The organism is Burkholderia sp. HI2714 (assembly GCF_002223085.1).
In the GTDB taxonomy this organism is placed as follows: Bacteria; Pseudomonadota; Gammaproteobacteria; order Burkholderiales; family Burkholderiaceae; genus Burkholderia; species Burkholderia lata_D.
Window position 1 is genome coordinate 205,912 of record NZ_NKFM01000024.1, and the last position, 26,400, is coordinate 232,311.

The 26,400-nt window shown below is 68.6% G+C and carries 23 protein-coding genes; 10 read left to right on the forward strand and 13 right to left on the reverse strand.

Annotation, left to right across the window (positions count from 1 at the left end; all coding sequences use genetic code 11):
• Positions 1 to 7: 7 nt before the first annotated feature.
• The 4 genes from CFB82_RS13735 to apbC form a co-directional block, all read right to left on the reverse strand.
• Positions 8 to 2,287 (reverse strand): arginine/lysine/ornithine decarboxylase, encoded by a 2,280-nt coding sequence (locus CFB82_RS13735; RefSeq protein ID WP_089484414.1) that lies wholly within the window; start codon positions 2,285 to 2,287, stop codon positions 8 to 10.
• 81 nt (positions 2,288 to 2,368) lie between these two features.
• Complete coding sequence (gene dcd / locus CFB82_RS13740) at positions 2,369 to 2,938, reverse strand: dCTP deaminase (protein ID WP_006398615.1); 570 nt, start codon at positions 2,936 to 2,938, stop codon at positions 2,369 to 2,371.
• Positions 2,939 to 3,050: 112 nt separating this feature from the next.
• Complete coding sequence (gene sodC / locus CFB82_RS13745; protein WP_069248600.1) at positions 3,051 to 3,587, reverse strand: superoxide dismutase [Cu-Zn]; 537 nt, start codon at positions 3,585 to 3,587, stop codon at positions 3,051 to 3,053.
• Between the two features lie 133 nt (positions 3,588 to 3,720).
• Complete coding sequence (apbC, locus tag CFB82_RS13750; RefSeq protein ID WP_069248601.1) at positions 3,721 to 4,812, reverse strand: iron-sulfur cluster carrier protein ApbC; 1,092 nt, start codon at positions 4,810 to 4,812, stop codon at positions 3,721 to 3,723.
• Positions 4,813 to 5,160: 348 nt separating this feature from the next.
• Here apbC and CFB82_RS13755 point away from each other — a divergent pair, with 348 nt between their 5' ends.
• Positions 5,161 to 5,805 carry an OmpA family protein gene (locus tag CFB82_RS13755; protein ID WP_043189806.1) on the forward strand — a complete coding sequence of 215 codons (645 nt, stop codon included), beginning with the start codon at positions 5,161 to 5,163 and terminating at the stop codon, positions 5,803 to 5,805.
• A 379-nt stretch (positions 5,806 to 6,184) separates the two neighbouring features.
• Positions 6,185 to 8,341 (forward strand): methionine--tRNA ligase, encoded by a 2,157-nt coding sequence (gene metG, locus CFB82_RS13765; protein ID WP_069248602.1) that lies wholly within the window; start codon positions 6,185 to 6,187, stop codon positions 8,339 to 8,341.
• A 57-nt stretch (positions 8,342 to 8,398) separates the two neighbouring features.
• On the opposite strand, the gene CFB82_RS13770 is transcribed toward metG, so the two are convergent.
• Both CFB82_RS13770 and CFB82_RS13775 read right to left on the reverse strand, forming a co-directional pair.
• The gene (locus tag CFB82_RS13770; protein WP_089484415.1) at positions 8,399 to 12,478 is read right to left on the reverse strand and encodes a translocation/assembly module TamB domain-containing protein; all 4,080 of its coding nucleotides are present in this window, start codon (positions 12,476 to 12,478) and stop codon (positions 8,399 to 8,401) included.
• Between the two features lie 28 nt (positions 12,479 to 12,506).
• Positions 12,507 to 14,321: an autotransporter assembly complex protein TamA gene (locus CFB82_RS13775; protein ID WP_089484416.1), complete on the reverse strand. Its 1,815-nt coding sequence runs from the start codon at positions 14,319 to 14,321 to the stop codon at positions 12,507 to 12,509.
• Positions 14,322 to 14,570: 249 nt separating this feature from the next.
• Here CFB82_RS13775 and CFB82_RS13780 point away from each other — a divergent pair, with 249 nt between their 5' ends.
• The 4 genes from CFB82_RS13780 (at position 14,571) to panD (ending at position 17,170) form a co-directional block, all read left to right on the forward strand.
• Entirely contained in the window at positions 14,571 to 14,759 is a 189-nt protein-coding gene (locus tag CFB82_RS13780) for a DUF3460 family protein (protein WP_006478107.1), read from the forward strand.
• A 4-nt stretch (positions 14,760 to 14,763) separates the two neighbouring features.
• Positions 14,764 to 15,636, forward strand: a complete 873-nt coding sequence (locus CFB82_RS13785; RefSeq protein WP_021164248.1) for a segregation and condensation protein A — start codon at positions 14,764 to 14,766, stop codon at positions 15,634 to 15,636.
• Between the two features lie 265 nt (positions 15,637 to 15,901).
• The gene (gene panC, locus CFB82_RS13790) at positions 15,902 to 16,741 is read left to right on the forward strand and encodes a pantoate--beta-alanine ligase (protein ID WP_089484417.1); all 840 of its coding nucleotides are present in this window, start codon (positions 15,902 to 15,904) and stop codon (positions 16,739 to 16,741) included.
• A gap of 42 nt (positions 16,742 to 16,783) precedes the next feature.
• Positions 16,784 to 17,170 (forward strand): aspartate 1-decarboxylase, encoded by a 387-nt coding sequence (panD, locus tag CFB82_RS13795; RefSeq protein WP_069248606.1) that lies wholly within the window; start codon positions 16,784 to 16,786, stop codon positions 17,168 to 17,170.
• A 131-nt stretch (positions 17,171 to 17,301) separates the two neighbouring features.
• Here the strand turns inward: panD and CFB82_RS13800 are convergent, their stop codons facing one another.
• The 4 genes from CFB82_RS13800 to CFB82_RS13810 all read right to left on the reverse strand — a co-directional run bounded on the left by CFB82_RS13800 (position 17,302) and on the right by CFB82_RS13810 (position 20,395).
• Complete coding sequence (locus CFB82_RS13800) at positions 17,302 to 17,970, reverse strand: ParA family protein (RefSeq protein WP_089484418.1); 669 nt, start codon at positions 17,968 to 17,970, stop codon at positions 17,302 to 17,304.
• A gap of 136 nt (positions 17,971 to 18,106) precedes the next feature.
• Positions 18,107 to 18,520, reverse strand: a complete 414-nt coding sequence (locus tag CFB82_RS13805) for a DoxX family protein (RefSeq protein ID WP_089484453.1) — start codon at positions 18,518 to 18,520, stop codon at positions 18,107 to 18,109.
• A gap of 150 nt (positions 18,521 to 18,670) precedes the next feature.
• The gene (locus tag CFB82_RS43215; protein WP_166896785.1) at positions 18,671 to 18,811 is read right to left on the reverse strand and encodes a hypothetical protein; all 141 of its coding nucleotides are present in this window, start codon (positions 18,809 to 18,811) and stop codon (positions 18,671 to 18,673) included.
• An 81-nt stretch (positions 18,812 to 18,892) separates the two neighbouring features.
• Positions 18,893 to 20,395: a cobyric acid synthase gene (locus CFB82_RS13810; RefSeq protein ID WP_089484419.1), complete on the reverse strand. Its 1,503-nt coding sequence runs from the start codon at positions 20,393 to 20,395 to the stop codon at positions 18,893 to 18,895.
• Positions 20,396 to 20,469: 74 nt separating this feature from the next.
• Between CFB82_RS13810 and cobU the strand changes: the two genes are divergently transcribed.
• Genes cobU through CFB82_RS13830 form a run of 4 tightly spaced genes read left to right on the forward strand, consistent with a single transcriptional unit; the run spans position 20,470 to position 23,885 of the window.
• Positions 20,470 to 21,024, forward strand: a complete 555-nt coding sequence (gene cobU / locus CFB82_RS13815) for a bifunctional adenosylcobinamide kinase/adenosylcobinamide-phosphate guanylyltransferase (protein WP_089484420.1) — start codon at positions 20,470 to 20,472, stop codon at positions 21,022 to 21,024.
• Entirely contained in the window at positions 21,018 to 21,962 is a 945-nt protein-coding gene (cbiB, locus tag CFB82_RS13820; protein WP_089484421.1) for an adenosylcobinamide-phosphate synthase CbiB, read from the forward strand. Before cobU ends, cbiB begins: the two co-directional genes overlap by 7 nt.
• A complete protein-coding gene (gene cobD / locus CFB82_RS13825; protein WP_089484422.1) occupies positions 21,955 to 22,974 on the forward strand; it encodes a threonine-phosphate decarboxylase CobD in 1,020 nt (339 codons plus the stop codon). The genes cbiB and cobD overlap by 8 nt, the downstream gene beginning before the upstream one ends.
• On the forward strand, positions 22,971 to 23,885 hold the full coding sequence (locus tag CFB82_RS13830) for a cobalamin-binding protein (protein ID WP_089484423.1): 915 nt from the start codon (positions 22,971 to 22,973) through the stop codon (positions 23,883 to 23,885). Before cobD ends, CFB82_RS13830 begins: the two co-directional genes overlap by 4 nt.
• An 89-nt stretch (positions 23,886 to 23,974) precedes the next feature.
• Here the strand turns inward: CFB82_RS13830 and cobC are convergent, their stop codons facing one another.
• Genes cobC through cobT form a run of 3 tightly spaced genes read right to left on the reverse strand, consistent with a single transcriptional unit; the run spans position 23,975 to position 26,365 of the window.
• Positions 23,975 to 24,559 (reverse strand): alpha-ribazole phosphatase, encoded by a 585-nt coding sequence (gene cobC / locus CFB82_RS13835; protein WP_089484424.1) that lies wholly within the window; start codon positions 24,557 to 24,559, stop codon positions 23,975 to 23,977.
• Positions 24,544 to 25,320 carry an adenosylcobinamide-GDP ribazoletransferase gene (locus CFB82_RS13840; RefSeq protein ID WP_089484425.1) on the reverse strand — a complete coding sequence of 259 codons (777 nt, stop codon included), beginning with the start codon at positions 25,318 to 25,320 and terminating at the stop codon, positions 24,544 to 24,546. The genes cobC and CFB82_RS13840 overlap by 16 nt, the downstream gene beginning before the upstream one ends.
• Positions 25,310 to 26,365, reverse strand: coding sequence for a nicotinate-nucleotide--dimethylbenzimidazole phosphoribosyltransferase (gene cobT, locus CFB82_RS13845; RefSeq protein WP_089484426.1), 1,056 nt, complete (start codon positions 26,363 to 26,365; stop codon positions 25,310 to 25,312). Before cobT ends, CFB82_RS13840 begins: the two co-directional genes overlap by 11 nt.
• Between the last annotated feature and the right edge of the window lie 35 nt (positions 26,366 to 26,400).

Consider the following 26,400-nt stretch of genomic DNA (forward strand, 5'->3'; position numbering starts at 1 on the left):
GTCGCCATCAGTCGCGCACGCAGTCGACGAAGTACTCGACGCGGCCGTTCACCTCTTCCGCGACGAGGCCGTGGATGTCGGTGTGGAAGCCCGGGAAGCGTTCGTTGAAGTCGCGCGCGAACCGCAGGTAGTTCACGATCGTCTTGTTGAAGCGCTCGCCCGGGATCAGCAGCGGAATGCCCGGCGGGTACGGCGTGAGCAGGATGCTCGTCACGCGGCCTTCGAGCTCGTCGAGCGGCACGCGGTCGATCTTGCGGTGCGCGAGCTTCGCGAACGCGTCCGACGGCTTCATCGCCGGTTCCATGTCCGACAGGTACATCTCGGTCGTCAGGCGGGCGATGTCGTTCGCGCGGTACACGTCGTGGATCTGCGTGCACAGGTCGCGCAGGCCGACGCGCTCGTAGCGCGGATGCTGCGCGACGAATTCCGGCAGCACGCGCCACAGCGGCTGGTTGTTGTCGTAGTCGTCCTTGAACTGCTGCAGCTCGGTCACCATCGAGTTCCAGCGGCCCTTCGTGATGCCGATCGTGAACATGATGAAGAACGAGTACAGGCCGGTCTTCTCGACGATGATCCCGTGCTCGGCCAGGTACTTCGTGACGATCGCGGCCGGAATGCCGGTCTCGCCGAACTCGCCGTCGACGTCGAGCCCCGGCGTGATGATCGTCGCCTTGATCGGGTCGAGCATGTTGAAGCCTTCCGCCAGCGGGCCGAAGCCGTGCCAGTGGTCGTTCGGCTTCAGCATCCAGTCCTCGCGCGAACCGATGCCTTCCTCGGACAGGTTGTCCGGGCCCCACACGCTGAAGAACCAGTCGTCGCCGTATTCGGCGTCGACCTTGCGCATCGCGCGGCGGAAGTCGATCGCCTCGGCGATCGATTCCTCCACGAGCGCGGTGCCGCCCGGCGGCTCCATCATCGCGGCCGCGACGTCGCACGACGCGATGATCGCGTACTGCGGGCTCGTCGACGTGTGCATCAGGTACGCCTCGTTGAAGCGGTGCTTGTCGAACGTGCGGTTCTCCGAATCCTGCACGACGATCTGCGATGCCTGCGAGATGCCCGCGAGCAGCTTGTGCGTCGAGTGCGTCGCGAACACGAGCGCGCCGGTGCGCGGACGGCCGTCGCCGATCGCGTGCATGTCGCGGTAGAAATCGTGGAACGTCGCGTGCGGCAGCCATGCTTCGTCGAAGTGCAGCGTGTCGAGCAGGTCGCCGAGCAGGTCCTTGATCATCTCGACGTTGTAGACCACGCCGTCGTACGTGCTCTGCGTGATCGTCAGGATGCGCGGCTTCATGTCCGGGTTCTCGCGCAGCGCTTCGCGCGCGAACGGGTTCGCCTCGATCTTCTTGCGGATGTTCTCCGGCTTGAATTCGTCGCGCGGGATCGGCCCGATGATGCCGAAATGGTTGCGCGTCGGCGTGAGGAACACCGGAATCGCGCCCGTCATCGTGATCGCATGCAGGATCGACTTGTGGCAGTTGCGGTCGACCAGCACGATGTCGCCCGGGGCGACCGTCGCGTGCCAGACGATCTTGTTCGACGTCGACGTGCCGTTGGTCACGAAGAACAGGTGGTCCGCGCTGAAGATGCGCGCCGCGTTGCGCTCGGACGCCGCGACCGGGCCCGTGTGGTCGAGCAGCTGGCCGAGTTCGTCCACTGCGTTGCAGACGTCCGCGCGCAGCATGTTCTCGCCGAAGAACTGGTGGAACATCTGGCCGAGCGGGTTCTTCAGGAACGCGACGCCGCCCGAGTGGCCCGGGCAGTGCCACGAGTACGAGCCTTCGTCCGCGTACTTGACGAGTTCCTTGAAGAACGGCGGCGCGAGCGAGTCGAGATAGACCTTCGCCTCGCGGATGATGTGGCGCGCGACGAACTCCGGCGTGTCCTCGAACATGTGGATGAAGCCGTGCAGCTCGCGCAGGATGTCGTTCGGCAGGTGGCGCGACGTGCGCGTCTCGCCGTACAGGAAGATCGGGATGTCCGCGTTGCGGCGGCGCACTTCGGTGACGAACGCGCGCAGCTCGATGATCGCGGTCGCGAGCTCGGGCAGCTCGCCGTCCGAACCGGTTTCGCCGAGCATGAGTTCGTCGTCGTCGATCGACAGGATGAAGCACGACGCGCGGCTCGATTGCTGCGCGAACGACGTCAGATCGCCGTAGCTCGTGAGACCGAGGACTTCGACGCCCTCCTTCTCGATCGCTTCGGCCAACGCCCGGATGCCGGAGCCCGAGATGTTCTCGGAGCGGAAATCTTCGTCGATGATGACGACGGGGAAACGAAACTTCATGGGCGATTCTCCAAAAAGAACGACCGCGGCGCGTCACGCGCAGCGGTCACCCGGAAACTGGTGAGACGTTATGCAACCAGATCAGGTTTTCGGCAGCGTGACACCACGCTGCCCCTGATACTTGCCGCCGCGATCCGCGTACGACACGTCGCACACTTCGTCGCTCTCGAAGAAGAGCACCTGGGCGACGCCTTCGTTCGCGTAGATCTTCGCGGGCAGCGGCGTGGTGTTCGAGAATTCCAGCGTGACGTAGCCTTCCCACTCGGGTTCGAACGGCGTCACGTTGACGATGATCCCGCAGCGCGCATAGGTCGACTTGCCGAGGCAGACGGTGAGCACGGTGCGCGGAATACGGAAATATTCGACGGTGCGGGCCAGCGCGAACGAGTTCGGCGGGATGATGCACACGTCGCCCTTGAAATCGACAAACGAACCCTCGTCGAAGTTCTTCGGATCGACGATCGTCGAGTTGATGTTCGTGAAGATCTTGAATTCGTCCGCGCAGCGGATGTCGTAGCCGTAGCTCGACGTGCCGTAGCTGACGATCCGGCGGCCGTCCTCGGACGCGCGAACCTGATCGGGCACGAACGGCTCGATCATCTTGTGCTCTTCGGCCATGCGCCGAATCCATTTGTCGGACTTGATACTCATATCGGGGCGCCAGGAAACGCTGCGTGACAGTCAGGGAGGGCCGCTCGCGCGAGGCAGCGGCCGGGAAAGGCGCACATTTTACGCGATCATCGGCCCGCGCACGCGGCGGCCGTCAACGGATCACGCCGCAGGCGAGCGCGGGCCCCGCGCCATGCTGCGGAAACGCGGGATCGCTCGGGTCGCGGTGCACCAGCGCCGCGCGGTTCATCGCCGAGCGCACGCCATCGAGGGCCAGATCGGGGGCGACGATGAAGCCGGCCGCGACGCCGTTCGCGTCCGCGTGGATGTTGCCGAGATCGCCGGCGACGCGGGCGCCCGCGCGCAGCCGGTCGGCCGCCGGCGCGAACACCTGGCCGGCGCTCGAGCCGTCGCCCGCGTTGCAGTCGCCGCGATCGTGTACCTGTAAAGCGTGATCGCTGTTCGGCGGCAGCCCGGCCAGGTTGTAGGTCACCTGCACGCCGTCCGGACGCTCGACGAACGTCACCGCGCCGCGCGCCTGCGAGCCGACCGTCGGCTGCAACTGTGCGTCGGCCCGTTTTTCGTGCGACGAGGAAAAGGAGGTGCAGCCGGCCAGCAGGCCCAGCGCGGCGGCGGCCAGCAGCGCGCACCGCACGCGGCCGGCGTACACGCCGTGATGTCGTTGTTTCATTCGATCCTCATGCCGGCTGGCGGCCGTTTGACACGACGGCCGCGCCGGGCGGGTAAAGGGACCCGGGAAAAGTCGCCATGATACCGCGCCTCGCGGCGCCGTAAACAGCGTGAGCCCCCGCCCCGCAAGGGTTTTACGTATTTTGAACAACGATCGACGGGAACTTCGACGTCATGTCGCGCGATCGCTCGGCAATCGCCAGCGCGACGCCGCGCGCGATTTCTCGATAGCGACGCGCCAGCGCGCCTTCGGAATCGGCCACGACCGTCGGCGTGCCGCTGTCGGCGCGCTCGCGGATCGCGATGTCGAGCGGCAGGCTGCCGAGCACGTTCACGCCATACTCCTTCGCCATCCGCTCGGCCCCGCCGGCGCCGAAGATGTGCTCCTCGTGGCCGCAGTTCGAGCAGATGTGGATGCTCATGTTCTCGACGATGCCGAGGATCGGAATCCCGACCTTCTCGAACATCTTCAGGCCCTTCTTCGCGTCGAGCAGCGCGATGTCCTGCGGCGTCGTGACGATCACCGCGCCCGTGACGGGCACGCGCTGCGCGAGCGTCAGCTGGATGTCGCCCGTGCCGGGCGGCATGTCGACGATCAGGTAGTCGAGCTCGCGCCAGTTGGTCTGGCGCAGCAGCTGCTCGAGCGCGGAAGTCGCCATCGGGCCGCGCCACACCATCGGGTTGTCTTCCTCGATCAGGAAGCCGATCGAGTTCGCCTGCAGCCCGTGGCCGACCAGCGGGTTCATCGACTGGTTGTCGGGCGACTCGGGACGCTGGCCGTGGATGCCGAGCATCGTCGGCAGCGACGGGCCGTAGATGTCGGCGTCGAGGATGCCGACCGACGCGCCTTCGGCCGCGAGCGCGAGCGCGAGGTTGACGGCCGTCGTGCTCTTGCCGACACCGCCCTTGCCCGACGCAACCGCGACGATGTTCTTCACATTCGGCAGCAATTTCACGCCACGCTGCACCGTGTGCGCGACGATCTCCTGCGAGACCGCGACGCGCGCGTCTCGCACGCCGGCCACGGCCTGCAGCGCCGCGGTGATGCGGGCGCGCACGTCGTCGTGCTGGCTGCGCGCGGGATAACCGAGCACCACGTCGAGCGCCACGACGTCGCCGTCGATCGCGACGTTGCGCACGCCCTTGTTCGCCGCATACGGACGGCCGGTATTGGGGTCGACGACAGCCGCCAAAGCGGCGTCGACTTGTGCCCGGTCAATGCTCATCGAAACTCCGTGAAAACGTTTTTCTCGCGCGCAAACGTCAAAAAATATCAAATTACGGCGCGAAAATCGGGAAAAGTGAAAGAATCTGTTGCACGCCATTGCGCGAACGCGCGACCCGGCGCACTCTTCGCCTGCGGCATGCTATGGGGCCAAATCGGCCACTTACCGCCTATATTGTAGAGGCTGACGCGTCGCACTGTCCCAACAGCCACGCTGACGGGCAGGGCATGCAGCCACCTCGGCGGCTGCCGCGAGCACAGGCCTGCCCTCCTTTTTCGGGCGGCCCGCGCAGGGAGCCGTAACTGTTGTCGTCGTTGTCGACTCGTTCAACCAAGAGAGGAATCCAAGATGAACATGAAAATCGCGACCCGCTTGTCCGTCTTCGCATTGGCCGGCGCACTGCTGGCAGGCTGCGCCACGCAGCAAGGCAACAACGCGGCCGTCGGTACCGGCACGGGTGCGGCGCTGGGCGCAGGCATCGGCGCGCTGGCAGGTGGCGGCAAGGGCGCGGCGATCGGCGCAGGCGTCGGCGCACTGGTCGGCGGCGTGACGGGTTACAACTGGCAGGCGATCAAGAACAAGCTCGCACCGTCGGCAGCGCAAACGGGTACGCAAGTGACCGAGCAGCCGGACGGCTCGCTGAAGCTGAACGTGCCGAGCTCGGTGACGTTCGCGACGAACCAGTACGCGATCACGCCGGCCTTCACGCCGCTGCTGAACGACCTGGCGACGACGCTGAACCAGAACCCGCAAGTGACGGCATCGATCGTCGGCTACACGGACAGCACGGGCTCGGCCCAGCTGAACCAGACGCTGTCGCAGAACCGCGCGCAAAGCGTCGTGAACGCACTCGCCCAGCGCGGCGTGAACGGCGGCCGCCTGTCGGCGCAAGGCATGGGCGCGTCGAACCCGATCGCGGACAACGCGACCGAAGCCGGCCGCGCACAGAACCGCCGCGTCGAAATCTACCTGCGCGCAGCGCAGGCGCAGTAAGCGCACGACGAGGGGAAGGCGCGGGCCCACCGCCCGCGCAGCCCCGCCGGACAAGGCTGCCGTCGGGGCCGGTAACGAATCGAAAAAATTTTCGAACTTCTGTCGCAGGCCGTGGTCAGTATTTACGGTACGCGGCTGGTGTTGCCGGCCCGTCACCATTCTCCTCTTGTCGTTGTTGCTCCGGGGCCGTATCCGCCCCGGTTTTTTTTGCCCGCAGAAATCGTGCTGCATCGCAGCACACTACTGTCGGGCACGCCGCTTGCGCGGCAGCGCCCGTTACGGCGCCCGGTCAAGGGCGGCGCCTGCCCGCGTCGCCGGCGCGCGCCCCTGCTAGAATCGCAGTTTCCCGTCGTTTTTCCGCTGTTCCTCTACAGACCCTATGTCCGCATCCGACCTCACTTCCGTGCAGGCTGCGGCGCCGCAAGGTGGCCGCCAGATCCTCGTTACGTCCGCACTGCCCTATGCCAACGGGCAGATCCACATCGGCCACCTGGTCGAGTACATCCAGACCGACATCTGGGTGCGGACGCTGCGAATGCATGGCCATGAGGTCTACTACATCGGTGCCGACGACACGCACGGCACGCCGATCATGCTGCGCGCGGAGAAGGAAGGCCTGACCCCGAAGCAGCTGATCGATCGCGTGTGGACCGAACACAAGCGCGACTTCGACAGCTTCGGCGTGTCGTTCGACAACTTCTACTCGACCGACTCGGACGAGAACCGCGTGCTGAGCGAGAAGATCTACGTCGCGCTGCAGGACGCCGGCTTCATCGCCGAGCGCGAGATCGAGCAGGCGTACGATCCCGTCAAGGAAATGTTCCTGCCGGATCGCTTCATCAAGGGCGAGTGCCCGAAGTGCCACGCGAAGGACCAGTACGGCGACAACTGCGAAGTGTGCGGCTCGACCTACCTGCCGACCGAACTGCTGAACCCGTATTCGGTCGTGTCGGGCGCGACGCCGGTGCGCAAGACCTCGAAGCACTACTTCTTCCGCCTGTCCGATCCGCGCTGCGAAACGTTCCTGCGCGAATGGGTGAGCGGTCTCGCGCAGCCCGAAGCGACCAACAAGATGCGCGAATGGCTCGGCGACGCCGGCGAGGCCAAGCTCGCCGACTGGGACATCTCGCGTGACGCGCCGTACTTCGGCTTCGAGATCCCGGGCGCGCCCGGCAAGTATTTCTACGTGTGGCTCGACGCGCCGGTCGGCTACTACGCGAGCTTCAAGAACCTGTGCGACCGCAACGGCATCGACTTCGATGCGTGGGTCCGCCCGGGCTCGACCACCGAGCAGTACCACTTCATCGGCAAGGACATCCTGTACTTCCACACGCTGTTCTGGCCCGCGATGCTCGAGTTCTCGGGCCACCGCACGCCGACCAACGTGTTCGCGCACGGGTTCCTGACGGTCGACGGCGCGAAGATGTCGAAGTCGCGCGGCACGTTCATCACCGCGCAGAGCTACATCGACACGGGCCTGAACCCCGAATGGCTGCGCTACTACTTCGCCGCGAAGCTGAACGCGACGATGGAAGACATCGACCTGAACCTCGACGACTTCCAGGCACGCGTGAACAGCGACCTCGTCGGCAAGTACGTGAACATCGCGAGCCGCGCGGCAGGCTTCCTGATCAAGCGCTTCGACGGCCGTGTGCAGGACAGCGCGATGAATCACCCGCTCGTCGCGAAGCTGCGCGAGGCGATCCCGCAGATCGCCGCGCACTACGAAGCACGCGAGTACGGCCGCGCGCTGCGCCACACGATGGAGCTCGCGGACGAAGTGAACGCGTACGTCGACGGCGCGAAGCCGTGGGATCTCGCAAAGGATCCGGCCAACGCCGTCGCGCTGCACGAAACCTGCAGCGTGAGCCTCGAGTCGTTCCGCCTGCTGTCGCTCGCGCTGAAGCCGGTGATGCCGCGCGTGGCCGTTGCCGTCGAGTCGTTCTTCGGGATCGCGCCGCTCGCATGGGCCGATGCCGCGAAGCCGCTGTCGTCGGCGCAGCCGATCAAGGCGTACCAGCACCTGATGACGCGCGTCGACCCGAAGCAGATCGAAGCGCTGCTCGCCGCGAACCGCGACTCGCTGCAGGCCGAAGCCACCGGCGCGGCTGTCGCGAGCGCGAACGCCGCGAAGGATGCGAAGAACAACGCAAAGGCGAACGCGAAGCAGGCTGTCGTGAACGGCGCGGACGACGCACCGATCTCGATCGACGATTTCGCGAAGATCGACCTGCGCATCGCGAAGATCGTCGCGTGCCAGGCCGTCGAAGGCTCGGACAAGCTGCTGCAGCTCACGCTCGACGTCGGCGAGGAAAAGACCCGCAACGTGTTCTCGGGCATCAAGTCCGCGTATCAGCCCGAGCAGCTCGTCGGCAAGCTGACCGTGATGGTCGCGAACCTCGCGCCGCGCAAGATGAAGTTCGGCCTGTCGGAAGGGATGGTGCTTGCCGCATCGGCCACCGACGAGAAAGCCGAGCCGGGCCTCTACATCCTCGAGCCGCACAGCGGCGCGAAGCCCGGCATGCGTGTGAAGTAAGCCGAACGCGCTGCCGCTTGCGCGAAAGGAAGCCCCGCACATCGTGCGGGGCTTTTTTCATGGCTGCTCGGCGCGCCGCCCGCGCCCGCCGTCACTGCTGAACCAGCGATCAAAACGCCGCGTGTAGTTCAGGTCGACGCCCTGGAACGTGCCGCCGTACGCGGATACCGACCAGAAGCGCGTCAGGTTGATCGTCGCCTTGAACGCGTTGGCCGCCGATTGCAGCCCCTGCTCGAAGCCGAGCACGAAGCGCTCGTTGATCGCCTTCGACACCAGCACGACCTGCGGATCGGTCAGGCCGACTTCGCTGCGGCCGACCGAAACCTCGTCGAGACCGAAGGTCTGCGCGACGCGCTTGCCGGTCACGCTGCCGAGCAGCCCGAGCGCCGCCGTCATCGCCCCCTGCTGGCCGACGTTGTTGCCCTGGTCGGTGCCGTGGCCGAACAGCAGCCACGACAGCTTTTCGTTTTCCGTGACGTTCGGCTCCGACACGAGCTTGACCGTCAGCGACTGGATCGTGCCCGTGACCTGCACGCCGGCCTCGACCTCCTGGTTGCGCCGCATCGCGAGGATGTTGACGCCCGGGTTCGACACGGGGCCGTTGAATGTGAAGAAGCCGTTCTCGACCGCGAGCTTGCGGCCGAACGACGTGTACGTCGATCCCTCGGTCACGCGCACGTTGCCGACCGCGCGCAGCGGCACGCCCGGCGCGCTCATCACGGTGATCGTGCCGCGCAGCCCGAGATCCGCGCCGTGCCCCTTGAAGCGGAAGTTGTTGCCGAGGCCGATGTCGATGTTCGCGCGCGGCGCGAGCGACGGTGCCGGCTTGTCCTCGACCGGCTTCGGCTTCGCGACCGCGGAACCGGTCGGCGTCTCGCCGCGCACCGTGCCGCCCGGCTGCATGATCACCACGTCGTCCGACAGGTGCGGCGCAGACTCCTCGGGCAGGTCGAACAATGCGCGGTCGACGACGAACTTACCGTCGATCGACAGCGCGCCGCGCGGCCCGTCGTTTGCGACCGTCGCCTTGCCCGACAGCGACAGCTTACGATCCGGCGCCGCGAACAGTTCGAGCTTGTCCGCGACGATGCTCGCGGTCAGGTCGGGCGCTTCGCCGTCAAGGCGCACGCGGCCGAGTGCGCGCAGCGTACCGTCGCCGCCGTGGAACTCGACCTGCTGGAATTCGACGAGGTTTTCCGACAGCTTCACGCGCACGATGCCGTCCTTCAGCTGCACGCCCTGGTCGATGAGCGTCGCGGACAGGTCGTCACCCGTCAGCATCCCCGACAGGCTCGGCTTCACCGGCGTGCCCGCGACCGTCAGCTTCAGCGCCGCGCGGCCGCCGAGCAGATAGCTCGGCCCGAACAGGTTGCCGGTCGTCTTCAGCGCAGGGATGTCGGCGTCGATGCGGCCCGACAGCGGGCCGTCGTTGACCACGCCGAACATGCCGTCGCGCAGCGCGAACGGCACGATGACGTTCGCGTCGAGCGTACCGACCCGGTTCGCCTTCGCGAGCGCCGTCACGTTGAGCCGGTTGCCGGGCATGAAGCTCGCGCGCGCGGACAGGTCGGTCAGCCCCAGCGATGCGATGCCGCGCCCGCTCTCGATCGTCACGTCGCCGCCGCGGCGCTTCACCTGCACGTAGCCCGTCGCGTTCGCGCCGAGCGAGAAATCCCAGTCGGCATCGAGCACGACGTCGGTGCGCACCGGCGGCCGCTGGCCCGTCAGCTCCTGGCGGACCTCGAGGAAACGCGCGACCGACGCACCGGTCACCGAGCCCGCCGAGCGCATCTGGCCGTGATCGAACACGAACGATTTCAGGTCGATCGCCGCACCTTCGAGCGTGAGTCGCGTCGCGCCGAGCGTCACGCGGCCGGCGCCGGCCGAGACGGTCAGCGGCGACTGCAGCGCGATGGTCGGCGTGCCGCGGTTCGCAAGACGCGTGACGGTGCCGTCCCAGCGCATCCCGTCGCGATTCTCGACCACGCCGCCATTCGCCGCGAGCGTCACGTCGATCACGCGGCCGCCGGCCGCCCCGAGTGCCGACGCGTCGAGCGTGTGCTTCGCGCGCGTGCCGTCGAGGTTCGCGCGCAGCGATTTCAGCTTCAGCGAGCCGAGCGCGATGTCGGACGCGTCGGCGGTGAACACGAGCGCGCCGTGCGCGCCGTCGCGGATGTCCGCGCGGCCCTGCGCGGCACCGATCCGGTTCGAGCCGACGACGACGTGCTCGGCCTTGTAGGTCGCCGTCACGTTCGGGTGCGCGAAGCTGCCGGTCAGGTCGCCCTGCGCCTGCACGAGCCCTTCCACGCCGAAGCCGAGCCGGTCGAGTTGCGGCGCGTCGACGACGAAGCGCAGCCGGTCGCCGGGCGCGCCGAAGCTGCCGCGCAGGTCGACATGATTCCCCGCGATCGACAGGTTCGCGTTGCTCGGCAAGATGCGCGAGCCGGCGAGCTGCACGACGCCGGCGCCGGTCAGCGGCACGCCGTCGTACAGGCTGTCGCCGAGCTTGAAGGTCGCCTTCGTCGACACCTGCGGCGCGAATGCGCCCGACGCCGTCAGCGTGCCCGACACGCGCGTCTCGCCGCGCTTGGCCGGAGCCTTCGACGCCTTGGGGGGCGCCTTGCCGCCACCCGCCTTCGGCGCGCTCGCCGCGGCGAGCAGCAGCGGATCGAATGCCGTCAGCGTCGCCTTCGCGTCGTAGCTCGAATGCGCGTCGTGGCGGAACACGCCCGTCAGGTCGATCCGGCCCTTGCCCGCCGTCACGCGCGCGTCGGTCAGCACGGTCTGCTGCGGCGTCAACGCGACCTTCGCGCGTGCGCCGAGCGCGAGCTTCGGATCGTTCAGGTTGAAATCGACGGTCGTTACATCGCCCGCGAGCGTCACGCCGAGCGGGCCGGCGAGGCGCATCGGCCGCAGCTCGGCGACGAACGCATTCAGGTCGAGGTTCGCGACCTTCAGGTCGAAGCGGCCCTTGCCGCCCGTCAGCATGCCGTTGCCGGTCACACTGCCGTCGCGGATCAGCTTCAGCGCGAGATCGTCGATCCGCTGCGCATGCGCATCGAGATGTACGTTCGCGTGCGCGTCGATCACCGGCAGCAGGTGGTCGCCGAGCGTGCCGGGCTTCGCGTTGACGATCGACACCGGGCCCGTCACCGCAAAACCCTTCGCGGGTTCGGCCCCGGCCGGCGCCGTCACCGGCGCGAGTTCCGCGCGCACCGCGAGATCGGCGGCCGGTGCGCCGGGCGAGAGCGCCTGCGGGTTCACGTGATCGAACGCGAGCGATGCGCGCGTGAGCGGCACTGCGCCGAACGGCGCGGCCTCGACGTGCGCGCGCCCGTTCAGCTTCATCCCGCTTGCGTCGACATCGGCGACGAGCGCTTCGAGCGAGCCCGACACGCGGGCGCGCGCGTCGACCGGCTCGTCGGACAGCTTGCCTGCGTACGTGGCGTCACCCGTCAGCGCGAACGGCTTGACGCCGTCGAGCTTCGCGCGTGCGGTCAGCGCGCCGTACGGCGTATCGACGCCGTCGAGCACGAGTTCATGGTGACGGCCGTCGCTGCGGCCGGTCAGCGCGATATGGTCGAGCTGCGTCGTCGAGCCGCCGTCGTGGATCGCGAGGTGATCGACGCGCAGGTCGTCGATCCGCAACTGCAGCGGCAGGCTCAGGTCCTGCGGCGTCGTACTCGGCGTCGACGGCCCCGGCGCGATCCGCACGTCGATCGTGCCGGCGCGAAGATACGCGATGGACAGCCGCCACGGCGCGCGGGTCAGGGCCCAGCGGCCGTCGAGCCGGTCGATGCGGATTTCGGTGCCGGTGCCGTCGGGGCTCGTCCACGCGAACCCGCGCAACCGCACGCCGGTCGCAAGCGAGCCGTCGAGCGTGCCCGCGAGCCGCGCGCCGAACACGCGGCCGGCCACCTGCCACGCGAGCCGCGTGCCGTGCTCGGTCGTCGCCGCGGCCAGCACGAGGCCGACCGCCAGCACGACGAGCAGCACGACCGTCGCGAGCGTCCACGCGACGAACCGCCCGATCCGCGCGACGGGCCCGCGGCGCGGCGCGCGCGGCGGCGCGTCGGGCGCGCCGTCGGGCGAGTCCGGATCGTGAGGCGGCGGCGTGTCGTTCGGGTCCTTCGTCATGCGGTTCGTCGTCGGTGAAACAGTACGGTCAGAAAGCGATGCCGAGCGTCAGGTACGGGCGCACGCTATGGTTGCGCAACCCGTACGCGACGTCGACGTTGATCGGGCCGACGGGGCTGCGCCAGCGCGCGCCGATGCCGACACCCGGGTAGAACACGCGCTCGCCCCACGCATCGGTGGCGGTGCCGATGTCGAAGAACGTCGCCGCGCCCCAGTCGCGGTTGAACCAGTGCTGGTATTCGGCGGTGCCCGTCATCAGGTACTTGGTCGGCAGCACGGAACCGTCGACGCTGTTGCCGATACTCTGGTAGCCGTAGCCGCGCACCGAGTTCGAGCCGCCCGCGCGGAACAGCAGCGACGCCGGCACGCCGGTCGAGCTGCCGCTCGTGAACACGCCGCCGAGCTCCGCGCGGAACACGAACAGGTCGCGCTTGCCGATCGGCAGGTACTGCTGGCCGCGCGCGTAGCCACGAATGAAGGACTGGTCGGTCAGCACGCCCTTGACCGCGAAGCCGGCCTCCGCGTGGATCAGGTTGCCCGAACGCGGAAACAGCGGATCGTCGACGTTGCGGCGCGTCCACGCCCATTGCGGCACGAGCGCGCGGCTCGTGGTCGGACCCGCGCCGTTCTGGTCGAGCCGGTCCTGGTAGTACATCAGCGAATACGAATAGTCGATGAACTGGCCGGTGCGCGTGCGCTGCACGCCGACCCGCGCGCTGTAGATGCGCGTGTCCGACACGTTGGTGTTCGTGTACGACGCGAGCACGCTGTTGGTCCAGCCCTTCTCGCCCGGCGGCATCGACAGCTGGACCTGCCCGTATTGCTGGATCTGGTCGAGCCGGCCCGACACGGTCAGCGGCCACGCGGCACCGAACGTGTCGAGATACGTATAGGAGCCCTGCACGTGCGGCCCGGTGTCGGTGGCAAAGCCGACGCCGCCGCGGATGTTGTTGTACGGGAACTCGCTGACCTTCACGTGTACGGGCGTGCGCTCGGGCTTCGCCGTATCGTCGCCGACGTCGATCGCGACGCTCGCGTAATACGGCGTGTTCTGCAACTGCCGCTGCAGTTCGGTGATCCGCCGTACGTCGTAGATCTCGCCTTCCGACAGCGGATTGACGTTCGTGACGATCTTTTCCGGATAGCGTCGCACGCCGTCGACGTCGACCTTGCCGATCGTGAACGTCGGGCCGCTGTCGAACGTGACCGCGAGCATCGCGCGCTGCGTGCGCGGGTCGATACGCGCTTCGGACGACGCGATCTTCCCGCCGAGATAGCGGTGCGACTGCAGCTGCCTGAGCGCCGCGCCCTTCGCGCCGTCCCAGTCGGACTGCGTGAACGGATCGCCCGGCTTCAGCGAGAATGCGAAACGGGTCGCGGCTTCCTGCTTCGGATCCTCGGTGTCGATGGGCCCCTTGAAGGTCAGGTCGACGCTCGACACGATCGTCTGCTTCCCCGGATCGACCGCGATGCGCACGTCGCGCTTGCCGTCGCGCGTGCGCACGTCGGTGCGCACGACCGGCGAGAAATAGCCGGCCGTCGCGGTCAGGTCGCGCACCTGCTGCGGCGTGGCGGTCACGAGGAAGTCGAACTGGTCGTCGCTGATGTCGTCGCGCTTCGCGAAGCGGGCGATATCGAGATGCGTCTTCAGAAGCTTGCGGATCGAACGCGGCGCGTCGATGTCGACGTCGTACTTCGCGTAGGCCGGCAGCGCGAAGCACGCGGCCAGGCAACCCGCGAGGGCCGCCCGCGCGACGCGGGCCGCGGCGCCGGCGCGCTCGCGTGCCGCGCGTCGGCTCGCGTCATGCGCCGTGTGTGCTTGCTGGTTCGACTGCCCCGCCAAATATGACCTCGCCGTCTCGGAGTGTTACGGTTTCGTGGAAAACCCTGTATTTGACCACAGGGCGCCGACGTCACCGCCAAACGATTGTGAAAGAGTGCCAAGGCACCGGAAGGGCCGCGGCACGATGTCCGCCGGTACCGGCCCGCGGTTTCGACGCGCGATTGACGCCGGCTGTTCCCCGCGATGCGGTAAAATCCCGCCATCGAGAATCCGGCGCATCGTGCGCCGCCCGAAACGGAAGATCCAGCCATGCCGTACCAGTCCGACGTCACGCAGTTCCTGAACCAGCTCAAGCAGCAGAAGCCGACGCTCGAGGAAGAGCAGCGCAAGGGCCGCTCCCTGCTGTGGGACAAGCAGCCGATCGACCTCGAAGAACGCGCCGAGCAGCAGGAGTCGCGCGTGAAGCAAACGTCGTACGTCTACTACCAGAACTTCTGACGACGTGAGCGCCGCCGACGAGGCCAGCGCCGCCCGGCAGGACGACGCGATCGCCGCGCCCGCGGGCGCCGATTCGACGCCCGACACGGTCGACGGCGTCGCGGCATTCGCTCGCCTGTACGGTGAGCCGCTCTTCAAGCTGCCGCAGGATCTCTACATCCCGCCCGATGCGCTCGAGGTCTTCCTCGAGACCTTCGAAGGCCCGCTCGACCTGCTGCTCTACCTGATCCGCAAGCAGAACTTCAACGTGCTCGACATCCCGATGGCGCAGGTCACCGCGCAATACCTGGGCTACGTCGACCAGATCCGCACGTCGAACCTCGAGCTGGCGGCCGAGTACCTGCTGATGGCCGCGATGCTGATCGAGATCAAGTCGCGGATGCTGCTGCCGGTCAAGAAGGCCGACACCGGCGAGGAAGCCGAGGATCCGCGCGCCGAACTCGTGCGCCGCCTGCTGGAATACGAGCAGATGAAGCTCGCCGCGCAGCGGCTCGACCAGCTGCCGCAGCTTGGCCGCGACTTCCTGCGCGCCGAGGTCTACATCGAGCAGAGCGTCACGCCGCGCTTCCCCGACGTGAATTCGGACGACCTGCGCGCCGCATGGGCCGACGTGCTCAAGCGCGCGAAGCTCGTCCAGCACCACAAGATCTCGCGCGAGGAGCTGTCGGTGCGCGAACACATGAGCCTGATCCTGCGCCGGCTGCAGAACGCGCGCTTCATGGAGTTCGCCGAGCTGTTCGACACGTCGCGCGGCGTGCCGGTCGTCGTCGTGAATTTCATCGCGATGCTCGAACTCGCGCGCGAGTCGCTCCTCGAAATCACGCAGGCCGAGCCGTTCGCGCCGATCTACGTGCGTCTCGCGTACCTGCCCGCGTAACACCCGCGCCCGCCCTTCCCGTTCTCCCGGTTCCTCCCGGCACGCTCGCCGCTACGCCGCGGCCCGGCGCGGCCGCGCGAGCGGTTGCCGGCACGCCCGATTAAAAAGTGAACGACCGTTCTCTTTTCGATGCGTTTGGCGGCCAAATCCTCTACAATCCGCCGACGCCCGATGCGCCGCCCGCGCGCCGGCGTTCTCCGCTTCGACCCCGACGCCGCTGCTGCGGCGCCAACGCGCGCCAGCGCGAGGAACCTGCTACCCGATCATGAAAGTCATCAGCTCGATCCATGAACTGCGCGACCAGCTGCGCGGACAGAACCGCACGGCGTTCGTGCCGACGATGGGCAACCTGCACGAAGGGCACCTGTCGCTGATGCGCCTCGCGCGCCAGCACGGCGACCCGGTCGTGGCGAGCATCTTCGTCAACCGGCTGCAGTTCGGCCCGAACGAGGATTTCGACAAGTATCCGCGCACGCTCCAGGACGATATCGAGAAGCTGCAGAAGGAAAACGTCTACGTGCTGTTCGCGCCGACCGAGCGCGACATGTACCCGGAACCGCAGGAATACCGCGTGCTGCCGCCGGACGATCTCGGCGGGATCCTCGAAGGGGAATTCCGGCCCGGCTTCTTCACCGGCGTGTGCACGGTCGTGGCGAAGCTGATGGCCTGTGTGCAGCCGCGCGTCGCCGTGTTCGGCAAGAAGGACTACCAGCAGCTGATGATCGTGCGCCGCATGTGCCAGCAGCTCGCGCTGCCGGTCGACATCATCGCCGCCGAAACCGTGCGCGACGAGGACGGCCTCGCACTGTCGTCGCGCAATCGCTACCTGTCGGCTGACGAGCGCAGCGAAGCGCCGGAACTCGCGAAGACGCTGCAGCGCATCCGCGACAGCGTGCTCGGCGGCGAGCGCGACCTCGGCAAGCTCGAGGAACTGGCCCGCACGCATCTGGCCGGCCGCGGCTGGGCGCCCGACTACATCTCGATCCGCCGCCGCGCGAACCTGATCGCGCCGGACGCGGCCCAGCTCGAAGCCGGCGAACCGCTCGTCGTCGTCGCCGCCGCGAAGCTCGGCGCGACGCGCCTCATCGACAACCTGGAAATCTGACGGGCCGCCCCGCCCGCGCCTCTCACGCATCACGGAGACACCATGCAGCGCCACATGCTCAAATCGAAGATCCACCGTGCGGCCGTCACGCACTGCGAGCTGCACTACGAAGGCTCGTGCGCGATCGACGAAGACCTGCTCGACGCCTCGGGCATCATCGAGAACGAACGGATCGACATCTGGAACATCAACAACGGCGAGCGCTTCTCGACGTACGCGATCAAGGGTGAGCGCGGCAGCGGGATGATCTCGCTGAACGGCTCGGCCGCGCGTCGCGCGCAACTCGGCGACCTCGTGATCATCGCGGCGTTCGCGATGGTCGACGAAGCCGAGCTGCAGGCCGGCTGGAAGCCGAAGCTCGTGTTCATCGACGACGGCAACAAGATCAAGGGCCATCGCGATCACGTGCCGACGCAGAACTGGACCTGACCCGACCATCTGCCCGCGTGCCGTGGCGCGCTGGAGCGGCGGTGCCGCTGGTGGTCGAAGGGCCGGATGCCGTACTCGACGGCATCCGGCCCTTTCTCATTTCATCGCGCACCGGCCCGGCGGCCGCGCGCTCAGGACGCCTTGGCGGCCTTCTCCGTCTTCGCTGCCTTCGGCGCCCGGCGTTCGGCCCATTCGACGATCGGCCGCCACTGTTCGAGATCCTTCTCGACGCGGCTCTTCGCGACGTCCCACAGCGTCAGGCCGTGCGCGGCGATCTGCACGTAGTTCTGTGTGTCGCGCACGTAGCCGAGCACCGGCAGGCCGAGCCCTTCGACGAACCGGTGAAGCTGGTCGGACGAGCGCGTGCGCACATCGACCCGCATCCCGACGATCCCGACCTCGACGCTGCCCTTGCGCACGGCCTTCTCGCCGGCGAGGCGCTCCAGAAACTGCTGTGTGGCCAGGATATCGAACATCGATGGCTGCAGCGGCACGATCACCTTGTCGGCCAGTTGCAGCGCGACGTTGAGCCGGTTGCCATGCAGGCCGGCCGGCGTATCGATCACCGCATATTCGAGGCCGCGCGGAGGCTTCGTCGGCGCGTCCGGGTCGAGTTCCCATGCCTCGATCGGCGGCAATCCGGCCGGCCGCAGGTCGAGCCACGCATGCGAGGACTGCTGCCGGTCCAGGTCGGCGAGCGCGACCCACGCGCCCTGCGCTGCGAAAAAGCCGGCAAGATTGGTGGACAGCGTGCTCTTCCCCACGCCGCCCTTCGGATTCGCCACCACGATCACCGTCATGAATTCCCCCGAAAAAGCCGCGCGGCGCCCGCCGCATGGCAGGCGCCGCTCGATTGCGGATACAGGGAGCGATGATATCGGCAAACGGGGTGTCACCGGAACGGGTTGCGCCGCCCCGGGTACGCTTACGTATCCCTTACACACGCTGAACCGCGGCCTCCCGTGCGCCGAGCGCGAACGCGCCGCCGCCCAGCAGCGCCTGCACGGCGAGCGTGACGGCCCAGAACGCCGGATATTCCCAGCCGCCGTGCGGCGACGCGAAGCCCCAGCCGTTCGGCAGATGCGCGGCGGTCGCGCCGAGCATGAACGGCAGCAGCACGAGCGCGGCGACGCGCACGCGGAAGCCCGCGAGCAGCGCCAGGCCGCCGGCCAGTTCGACGAACGTCGTCAGGTACGCGAGCCAGCCCGGCAGGCCGATCGACACAAAGAACTGCGCGGTGCCGGGCAGCGTGAAGATGAACACCTTCTGCGCGACGTGCGCGAGGTACAGCACGCCGAGCGCGACGCGCAGCAGGGTCGCGGCGAAATCGTTGAGGCGATTGGGGTTCATGGCGAATTCCTTCATGAGTGGGGTGAATGGACCGCACTCTATTCGAATCAATTCGGCCGATAAACGCGCCAATTCGCTTTAACTAATTCCCATATGGAGTTAATCGGGACGTAAAAAGGGGCATGACCGATCATGCCCCCGCAACCTGCTTCAGTAACCGCTCTTGCCTTGTGTGGCGTCGCCGGAACCGGACTGGCTGCCGCCCGGTGTGTACGAATCGCACGCGTGCGCAACCGCCGACGCGCCCAGCAGCGCCGCGAGCAGCACACTCCACCACCATCGAGCCTTCATCGTCGCACTCCTCCAGGCGGACCTCCGCCCTTCTGTGTTGTACGCGATCCGGCGGAAAAAGCGAGCACGACCCAACCCGCGTCAACGAAACTCGGCGTACAGCGCGTCGAGGTCGAGATGGTTGGCGAACGTGTCGGCCAGCCGTTCGAGCGATGCCTCGCGTAGCGCCGGATAGTCGATGCGCTCCGCGCCGTCGAGCCCGGCCCACGCGAGCAGCGCCGTGCAGGCGTCGGGCGAGTCGAACAGCCCGTGCACGTAGGTCGCGAGGATCTGGCCGTCGTCGGACACCGCGCCGTCTGGGCGTGTGCCGTCCTGCGTGGCGTCGGCTGCCAGCGCCAGCGCGGGAGAAGCAAGCGCCGGCCCGTGCGTGTCGCCCATGTGGATCTCGTAGCCGCGCACCGCGGCCCCGCCCGGCAGCGCGAGATGCCCCGTCACGTTCTTCAGCGTCTTGTCGGGCTGCAGCGTCGTGTCGAAATCAAGCAGCCCCAGCCCCGGCACGCTGCCGGGCGCGCCTTCGAGGCCGAGCGGATCGTCGAGCGTGCGGCCGAGCATCTGCATCCCGCCACAGATGCCGATCACCTTGCCGCCGTAGCGCAGGTGGCGACGGATCAGCGTGTCCCAGCCCGCGTCGCGCAGCCACGCGAGATCGCGCTGCACGCTCTTCGAACCGGGCAGGATCAACAGGTCGGCGTCCGGCACGGGGCCGCTCTTCCAGTACGTGAATTCGACCTGCGGATGCGCACGCAGCGGATCGAAATCGGTGTGGTTGCTGATGCGCGGCAACGCCGGCACGACCACGCGCAGCACGCCGGCGTCGCCCCGTGCGGCGGCGCTGCGCGCCTGTGCGGGCAGCATGTCCTCGGCGTCGAGCAGCAGGCCGTGCAGGTACGGCAGCACGCCGAACACGGGCTTGCCCGTCTGCGCGCGCAGCCAGTCGAGCCCCGGTTCGAGCAGCTTGAAATCGCCGCGGAAGCGGTTGATCACGAAGCCGCGCACGCGCGCGCGCTCGCTGTCCGACAGGCATGCGAGCGTGCCGACCAGATGCGCGAACACGCCGCCGCGGTCGATGTCGGCGACGAGCACGACCGGGCAGTCGACGCGTTCGGCAAATCCCATGTTCGCGATGTCGCCGTCGCGCAGGTTGATCTCGGCCGGGCTGCCTGCCCCCTCGACGATCACCGTGTCGTAGCCGGCACGCAGGCGCGCGTACGACTCGAGCACCGCGTCGAACGCGACTGGCTTGTAGTCGTGGTACGCACGCGCATTGAGGTTCATGCGCGCCTTGCCGTGGATGATCACTTGCGCGCCGCGATCGCTCGTCGGCTTCAGCAGCACGGGGTTGAAATCCGTATGCGGCGCGACGCCCGCGGCCAGGGCCTGCAGCGCCTGCGCGCGGCCGATCTCGCCGCCGTCGGCCGTCACCGCGCTGTTGAGCGCCATGTTCTGCGGCTTGAACGGCGCAACACGCGCGCCGGCGCGGCGGGCGAGCCGGCACAGGCCCGCGACCAGCGTGCTCTTGCCCGCGTCGGACGTCGTGCCCTGGATCATCAGCGTGCCGCGCGGCCGCGGCTCGGGTGCACTCATCGTGTAAAGGTCGTCGCGAAGCAAAGGCCGCATTATCCCCCGCGCCGCCCTGCCCGCGCCGTTACAATCACGCGATGATTCCGCACGACCTCACCTTCGTCCTCGGCGGCGCGCGCTCGGGCAAGAGCGCGCATGCCGAGCGGCTCGCCGCCGACAGCGGCCTCCCCGTCACCTACATCGCGACCGCGACCGCCGCCGATGCCGAATTCGCGCAGCGCATTGCGCACCATCGCGCGCGCCGGCCGGCCGGCTGGGGTTTCGCCGACGCGCCCGTCGATCTCGCCGGCACGCTCGCGCGGCTCGACGATCCGCACGCGTGCCTGCTCGTCGACTGCCTGACGCTGTGGCTCACGAACCTGCTGTGTCCCGCCGAAGGTGAACCGCTCGACGACGCGCAGTACGCGGCGCAGGTCGACCGGCTCGAGCGCGCGTTGCGCGGCGCACGCGCGAAGGTGATCGTCGTCAGTAACGAGATCGGGCTCGGCGTCGTGCCGCTCGGGTCGGTCACGCGCCGCTACGTCGACGAACTCGGGCGCCTGAACCAGCGCGTCGCCGCGCTCGCGACACGCGTGACGCTGCTCGTCGCCGGGCTGCCGCTCGACCTCAAGACGGGCGCACCGTCATGCTGATGCTGTCGCTGCCCGTCGTCGCGATGTTCGCGGTCGCGGCCGCGATCATCGACCGCGCGATCGGCGAACCGGCCGGCTGGCACCCGCTCGTCGCGTTCGGCCGCCTTGCCGCGCGCATCGAAGGCGCGCTGAATACGGGCCGGCGCGGCCGCGTGGTCGGCGTCGCCGCGTGGGTCGCGGCGGTCGGGCCGCCGGTCGCCATCGCCGCATGGCTCACGACCGTGCTGCCGTGGCCGCTCGCGGCCGCGCTGCATATCGCGCTGCTGTGGTTCGCGCTCGGCGCGAAAAGCCTCGCCGACCACGTCGCACCGATCGCTGCCGCCTTGCTGCGGCATGACCTCGACGCCGCCCGCACGCTGACCGCGCGCATCGTGTCGCGCGACACGAGCGACGCGGACGAAGGCGCGCTGTCGCGCGCGGCCGTCGAATCCGCGCTCGAGAACGGCAACGACGCGATCTTCGGCGCGCTGTTCTGGTTCGTCGTCGCAGGCGGCCCCGGCGCGCTGCTGTTCCGGCTCGCGAACACGCTCGACGCGATGTGGGGCTACCGCACGCCACGCTTCCTGACCTTCGGCTGGGCCGCCGCGCGCCTCGACGACGCGCTGAACTGGATTCCCGCGCGCCTCACGGCCGCGAGCTACGCACTGCTCGGCGACACGGCCGCCGCCTGGCGCTGCTGGCGCACGCAGGCGCGCCACTGGGACAGCCCGAACGCGGGCCCGGTGATGGCTGCCGGCGCCGGCAGCCTGAACGTGCAGCTCGGCGGCCCGGCCGTCTATCACGGCGAGATCGAGGACCGTCCCGCGCTCGGCACCGGCGCCACGGCGACCGCGGTCCACATCGTCGCCGCGCTGTCGCTCGTCACGCGCACGCTTGCCCTGTGGCTCGCGCTGCTGGTCGCGAGCGGCGCACTCGCCATGGCCACCCATCATGTCTGACACCCGCATCACTCACGGCGGCAACCTGCATGAAGCCGCGCGCCGCCACGGCATTCCGTACGACACGTGGCTCGACTTGTCGACCGGCATCAACCCGGTCGGCTATCCGGTCCCGCCCGTCCCGGCCGACGCATGGCGCCGGCTGCCCGACGACGGCGACGGCCTCACGGCCTGCGCCGCGCAGTACTACCATGCGCCCGATTCCGCACACGTGCTGCCGGTTGCCGGCAGCCAGGCGGCCATCCGCGCATTGCCCGCGTTGCTGCCGACCGGCGACGCCGGCGTCGCGGCGCTCGCGTACGGCGAATACGCGCCCGCCTTCGCGCGCCACGGCCATCGCGTCGTCGCGCTCGACATCGACGCGGATACGCTGCCTCAAACGCTGCGTCACGTCATCGTCGGGAATCCGAACAATCCGACCGCCGAGTTCGTGCCGGCCGAGCGCCTGCTCGATTGGCACGCGCAACTGGCCGCGCGCGGCGGCACGCTGATCGTCGACGAGGCATTCGCCGATACGGGCGCGACGCGGTCGCTCGCGCCGCACGTCGATCGTCCCGGGCTCATCGTGCTGCGCTCGGTCGGCAAGTTCTTCGGGCTCGCCGGCATCCGCGCAGGCTTCGTGCTCGCCTGTCCTGGCCGGATCGTCGCGCTGCGCGACCTGCTCGGCGCATGGACGGTTAGCGGCCCCGCCCGCCATGCGGTCGCCGCGGCGTTCGCCGACCGCGCATGGCAGGCCGCCGCCCGCAACCGGCTCGCAGCCGACGGCGAGCGGCTGGCCGCCTTGCTGCGTGCGCATGGCTTCGCGGTTCGCGCGACGCCGCTCTTCAGCTGGACCGACGACCCGCGCGCCGCGGCGCTGCATGCGGCACTCGCGGCACGCGGGGTCTGGACACGGCACTTCCCGATACCGTCGAGCGTACGCATCGGTCTGCCGGCGAGCGAAGCGGAATGGCAGCGCCTCGGCGACGCGCTCGCACACTGCGTACCGGCGCTGCAACGGGAATCCGCATGAATCCGTCCATGTTTCGCCGGCGCGCGCCCGTCGCGTTACTGGTCGCGCTCGCTTACGCGCCACTCGTCCACGCCGATGTCACGACACGTGACGACGCCGGCAATACCGTCACGCTGCCGGCGCCCGCGCAGCGGGTGATCAGTCTCGCACCGCACGCCACCGAACTCGTGTACGCGGCCGGCGGCGGAGCGAAGCTCGTCGGCACCGTCACGTACAGCGACTATCCGCCCGCCGCGCAAGCGATACCGCGCGTCGGCGACAACAAGGCGCTCGATCTCGAGCGGATCGCCGCGCTGAAGCCCGACCTGATCGTCGTCTGGCGGCACGGCAATGCCGAGCGGCAGACCGATGCGCTGCGCGCGCTGCACATCCCGCTGTTCTTCAGCGAACCGAAGCATCTCGACGACGTCTCGTCGTCGCTGCGCCGGCTCGGCACGCTGCTCGGCACGCAACCGGCTGCCGATGCGGCCGCGGCCGCCTATACGCGCGACATCGCGGCGCTGCGCACGCGTTACTCGGCGCAAGCGCCTGTCACGATGTTCTTCCAGGTGTGGGATCGGCCGTTGATGACGCTCAATGGTGCGCACCTGATCAACGACGTGATCGAGCTGTGCGGCGGCCGCAACGTGTTCGCATCGCTCAAGCCGCTCGTGCCGACCGTCACCGACGAGGCCGTGCTCGCGGCGAATCCGGAGGCGATCGTGACGACCAGTGCGGGTACGACGCGCTCCGACGAACCGCTGCCGAGCCTGGCGCGCTGGCGCACGTGGCCCGCACTGACGGCCGTGGCACGCAACAACCTGTTCGCGATCGACGGCGATCTGCTGACACGGCCGTCGCCGCGGATCGCGCAGGGCGCGGCCGCGCTGTGCAAGGATCTCGATGCCGCGCGTGCGCGGCGGCCGCGCTGATTGCCGGCGACTTGCGCGTTCATCGCGTACCAGATGCCTGAGACGAGTTGACCGCGCGCTGCATCGTTCACACGCAGGGGCCAGCGCGCCTATTCGTCCCAGTGCATCACGTCCCACGTTCGCGTGGCAGCATCCGCGCGCAGCCAGACGACACCCCCTGTCGGTACGGGTCGCGACAGCAATGTATCGAGCGGCACGCGCAATACATGCGATGCAAACGCACGGATCACGCCCGCATGCGTGACGACCCACTGCGGCCGGTCGAACTGCGCCACTGCGTCGACCCGACCCGCGACCCGCGCGGCAAACCGCGCAACACTTTCGCCGCCGTGCGCACACGCATGCATCAGGTCGGCCGCCCACGCATCGAGCGCCGCGCGATCGATATCGTCCCAGCGTCGCATTTCCCATGCGCCAAAATCCATTTCCTGCCAGCCGGCATCGCGCCGCAACGGCACGTCGCATGCCTGCGCGAGCCGTTCGGCAACCGACGCGCAGCGCGTCAGCGGGCTCGTCCAGACCTGTTCGGGAAGCGGCGCGCGGAGTGCCGACAGATGCGCGCGCACGGCCTGCGCGCCGGCGTCGGCCGATGCAGCGAGCGGCACGTCGGTGCGTCCGTAGCAGATGCCCGACTCGACGCCGACGGCCGGGTGACGGATCAGGACGACGTCCATCCGAGCACCACGAGATAGATCGCCAGTTCGCACAGTTGCTGCGTGAAGCCGAGACAGTCGCCCGTATAGCCGCCGATCCGCTTCACGAAATAGCGGGCGGCCCACGCGCGCACGAGCACGAGCGCCACGCATGCGGCGACGCCCATGCGCCAGTCGGGCCAGAACAGCCAGGACAATCCGAACAGCGCCGCGACGCATGCCGCGCGTGCACCCAATCGTTGCGCGACCGGCTTCGCCTTGCCTTCGGGCCGCACGTAGTCGAGCGTCATCAGCAAGCTCACCGCCGCCGCTCGGCTCGCCGCGTGCGCGGCGATCATCGTCCACGCGGCACGCAACGGCAGCATGGACGCGAGCGCCTGCCATTTCACGCCGAGCGAGATCACGAGCGCGACCGCACCGAACGTGCCGATCCGCGAGTCGTGCATGATGCGCAGCACGTCGTCGCGCGTGTAGCCGCCGCCGAACGCATCGCAGCTGTCGGCCAGGCCGTCCTCGTGGAAGGCGCCCGTTGCGAGCAGCGTCGCGGCCATCGACAACCCGACCGCGATCGACGGCGGCAGCGCGCGCAGCGCGGCGAGATAGACGAGCGCCCCCCACGCGCCGACACACGCGCCGACGAGCGGGAAATAGCGCGCGGCCTGGTCGAGATCGCCGGCCGCGTAGCCGATCGAGCGCGGCACGGGCACGCGCGTGAAATAGCCGAGCGCGACGAAGAAGTAACGCAGTTCGGCCTGCACGCCGCGCGCGCGATCAGGCGTCACGATTGTCGACGCCGGCGGATTCGAAGCTCGCCATCTCCGTGAGGAATGCGGCGGCTGCCCGCACGAGCGGCAGCGCGAGCGCGGCGCCCGTGCCTTCGCCGAGCCGCAGGTCCAGCGCGAGCAGCGGCTTCGCGCCGAAATGCTCGAGCATGCGCCGGTGCCCGGCCTCGTGCGACGTATGCGAGAACACGCAGTAGTCGCGCACGCCTGGTGCGATGCGCTCGGCAACCAGCAGCGCGGCCGTCGCGATGAAGCCGTCGACGAGGATCGTCATCCGCTCGCTCGCGGCCGCGAGATACGCGCCCGTCATCATCGCGATCTCGAAGCCGCCGAACGTTGCGAGCACATCGAGCGGCGCAATCGCGTGCGAGTGCTTGACGAGCGCACGGCCGAGCACCGCGCGCTTGTGCGCGAGGCCCTGGTCGTCGAGGCCCGTGCCGCGCCCGACGCACGCGTCGATCGGCACGCCGAGCAGGCGGCTCATCAGGCATGCGGCCGACGACGTGTTCGCGATCCCCATCTCGCCGAAGCCGATCACGTTCGTGCCGAGCGACGCATGCAGGCGCACGCGCGCCGCGCCGGCCGCGAGCGCCGTCATCGCCTCGTCGCGCGTCATCGCCGGCTCCGCCGCGAAGTTGCGCGTCCCGCGCGCGACCGGCAGCGACACCAGCCGGTCGGACAGCGGCAGCGGCGACGCGACACCCGCATCGACGATCTCGAGCGTGCTCTGCGCGACGCCGGAGAACGCGTTGATCGCCGCGCCGCCGGCGAGAAAGTTCGCGACCATCTGCGCGGTCACCGCTTGCGGATAAGGACTCACGCCCTCGGCGGCAATCCCGTGATCGCCGGCAAATACGATCATCACGGGACGCTGCACGACCGGCCGCTCGGTGTGCTGGATCAGGCCGATCTGCAACGCGATCGCCTCGAGCTGGCCGAGGCTGCCGGGCGGCTTGGTCTTGTGGTCAATCACGTGCTGCAGGCGCTTGCGCAACACATCGTCGAGCGGCGCGATCGCGGGCGGGAAGGGGGTCGGGGTCGTCATCGAAAAGCCGTATCGTTGGCGCGGTATGCGCCGCG

Bases quoted from the DNA above. Each gene is read 5' to 3' on its own strand.
- CFB82_RS13735 (WP_089484414.1), bottom strand. From the start codon at position 2,287: ATGAAGTTTCGTTTCCCCGTCGTCATCATCGACGAAGATTTCCGCTCC.
- dcd (WP_006398615.1), bottom strand. From the start codon at position 2,938: ATGAGTATCAAGTCCGACAAATGGATTCGGCGCATGGCCGAAGAGCAC.
- sodC (WP_069248600.1), bottom strand. From the start codon at position 3,587: ATGAAACAACGACATCACGGCGTGTACGCCGGCCGCGTGCGGTGCGCG.
- apbC (WP_069248601.1), bottom strand. From the start codon at position 4,812: ATGAGCATTGACCGGGCACAAGTCGACGCCGCTTTGGCGGCTGTCGTC.
- CFB82_RS13755 (WP_043189806.1), top strand. From the start codon at position 5,161: ATGAACATGAAAATCGCGACCCGCTTGTCCGTCTTCGCATTGGCCGGC.
- metG (WP_069248602.1), top strand. From the start codon at position 6,185: ATGTCCGCATCCGACCTCACTTCCGTGCAGGCTGCGGCGCCGCAAGGT.
- CFB82_RS13770 (WP_089484415.1), bottom strand. From the start codon at position 12,478: ATGACGAAGGACCCGAACGACACGCCGCCGCCTCACGATCCGGACTCG.
- CFB82_RS13780 (WP_006478107.1), top strand. From the start codon at position 14,571: ATGCCGTACCAGTCCGACGTCACGCAGTTCCTGAACCAGCTCAAGCAG.
- panC (WP_089484417.1), top strand. From the start codon at position 15,902: ATGAAAGTCATCAGCTCGATCCATGAACTGCGCGACCAGCTGCGCGGA.
- panD (WP_069248606.1), top strand. From the start codon at position 16,784: ATGCAGCGCCACATGCTCAAATCGAAGATCCACCGTGCGGCCGTCACG.
- CFB82_RS13800 (WP_089484418.1), bottom strand. From the start codon at position 17,970: ATGACGGTGATCGTGGTGGCGAATCCGAAGGGCGGCGTGGGGAAGAGC.
- CFB82_RS13805 (WP_089484453.1), bottom strand. From the start codon at position 18,520: ATGAACCCCAATCGCCTCAACGATTTCGCCGCGACCCTGCTGCGCGTC.
- CFB82_RS43215 (WP_166896785.1), bottom strand. From the start codon at position 18,811: ATGAAGGCTCGATGGTGGTGGAGTGTGCTGCTCGCGGCGCTGCTGGGC.
- CFB82_RS13810 (WP_089484419.1), bottom strand. From the start codon at position 20,395: ATGAGTGCACCCGAGCCGCGGCCGCGCGGCACGCTGATGATCCAGGGC.
- cobU (WP_089484420.1), top strand. From the start codon at position 20,470: ATGATTCCGCACGACCTCACCTTCGTCCTCGGCGGCGCGCGCTCGGGC.
- cbiB (WP_089484421.1), top strand. From the start codon at position 21,018: ATGCTGATGCTGTCGCTGCCCGTCGTCGCGATGTTCGCGGTCGCGGCC.
- cobD (WP_089484422.1), top strand. From the start codon at position 21,955: ATGTCTGACACCCGCATCACTCACGGCGGCAACCTGCATGAAGCCGCG.
- CFB82_RS13830 (WP_089484423.1), top strand. From the start codon at position 22,971: ATGAATCCGTCCATGTTTCGCCGGCGCGCGCCCGTCGCGTTACTGGTC.
- cobC (WP_089484424.1), bottom strand. From the start codon at position 24,559: ATGGACGTCGTCCTGATCCGTCACCCGGCCGTCGGCGTCGAGTCGGGC.
- cobT (WP_089484426.1), bottom strand. From the start codon at position 26,365: ATGACGACCCCGACCCCCTTCCCGCCCGCGATCGCGCCGCTCGACGAT.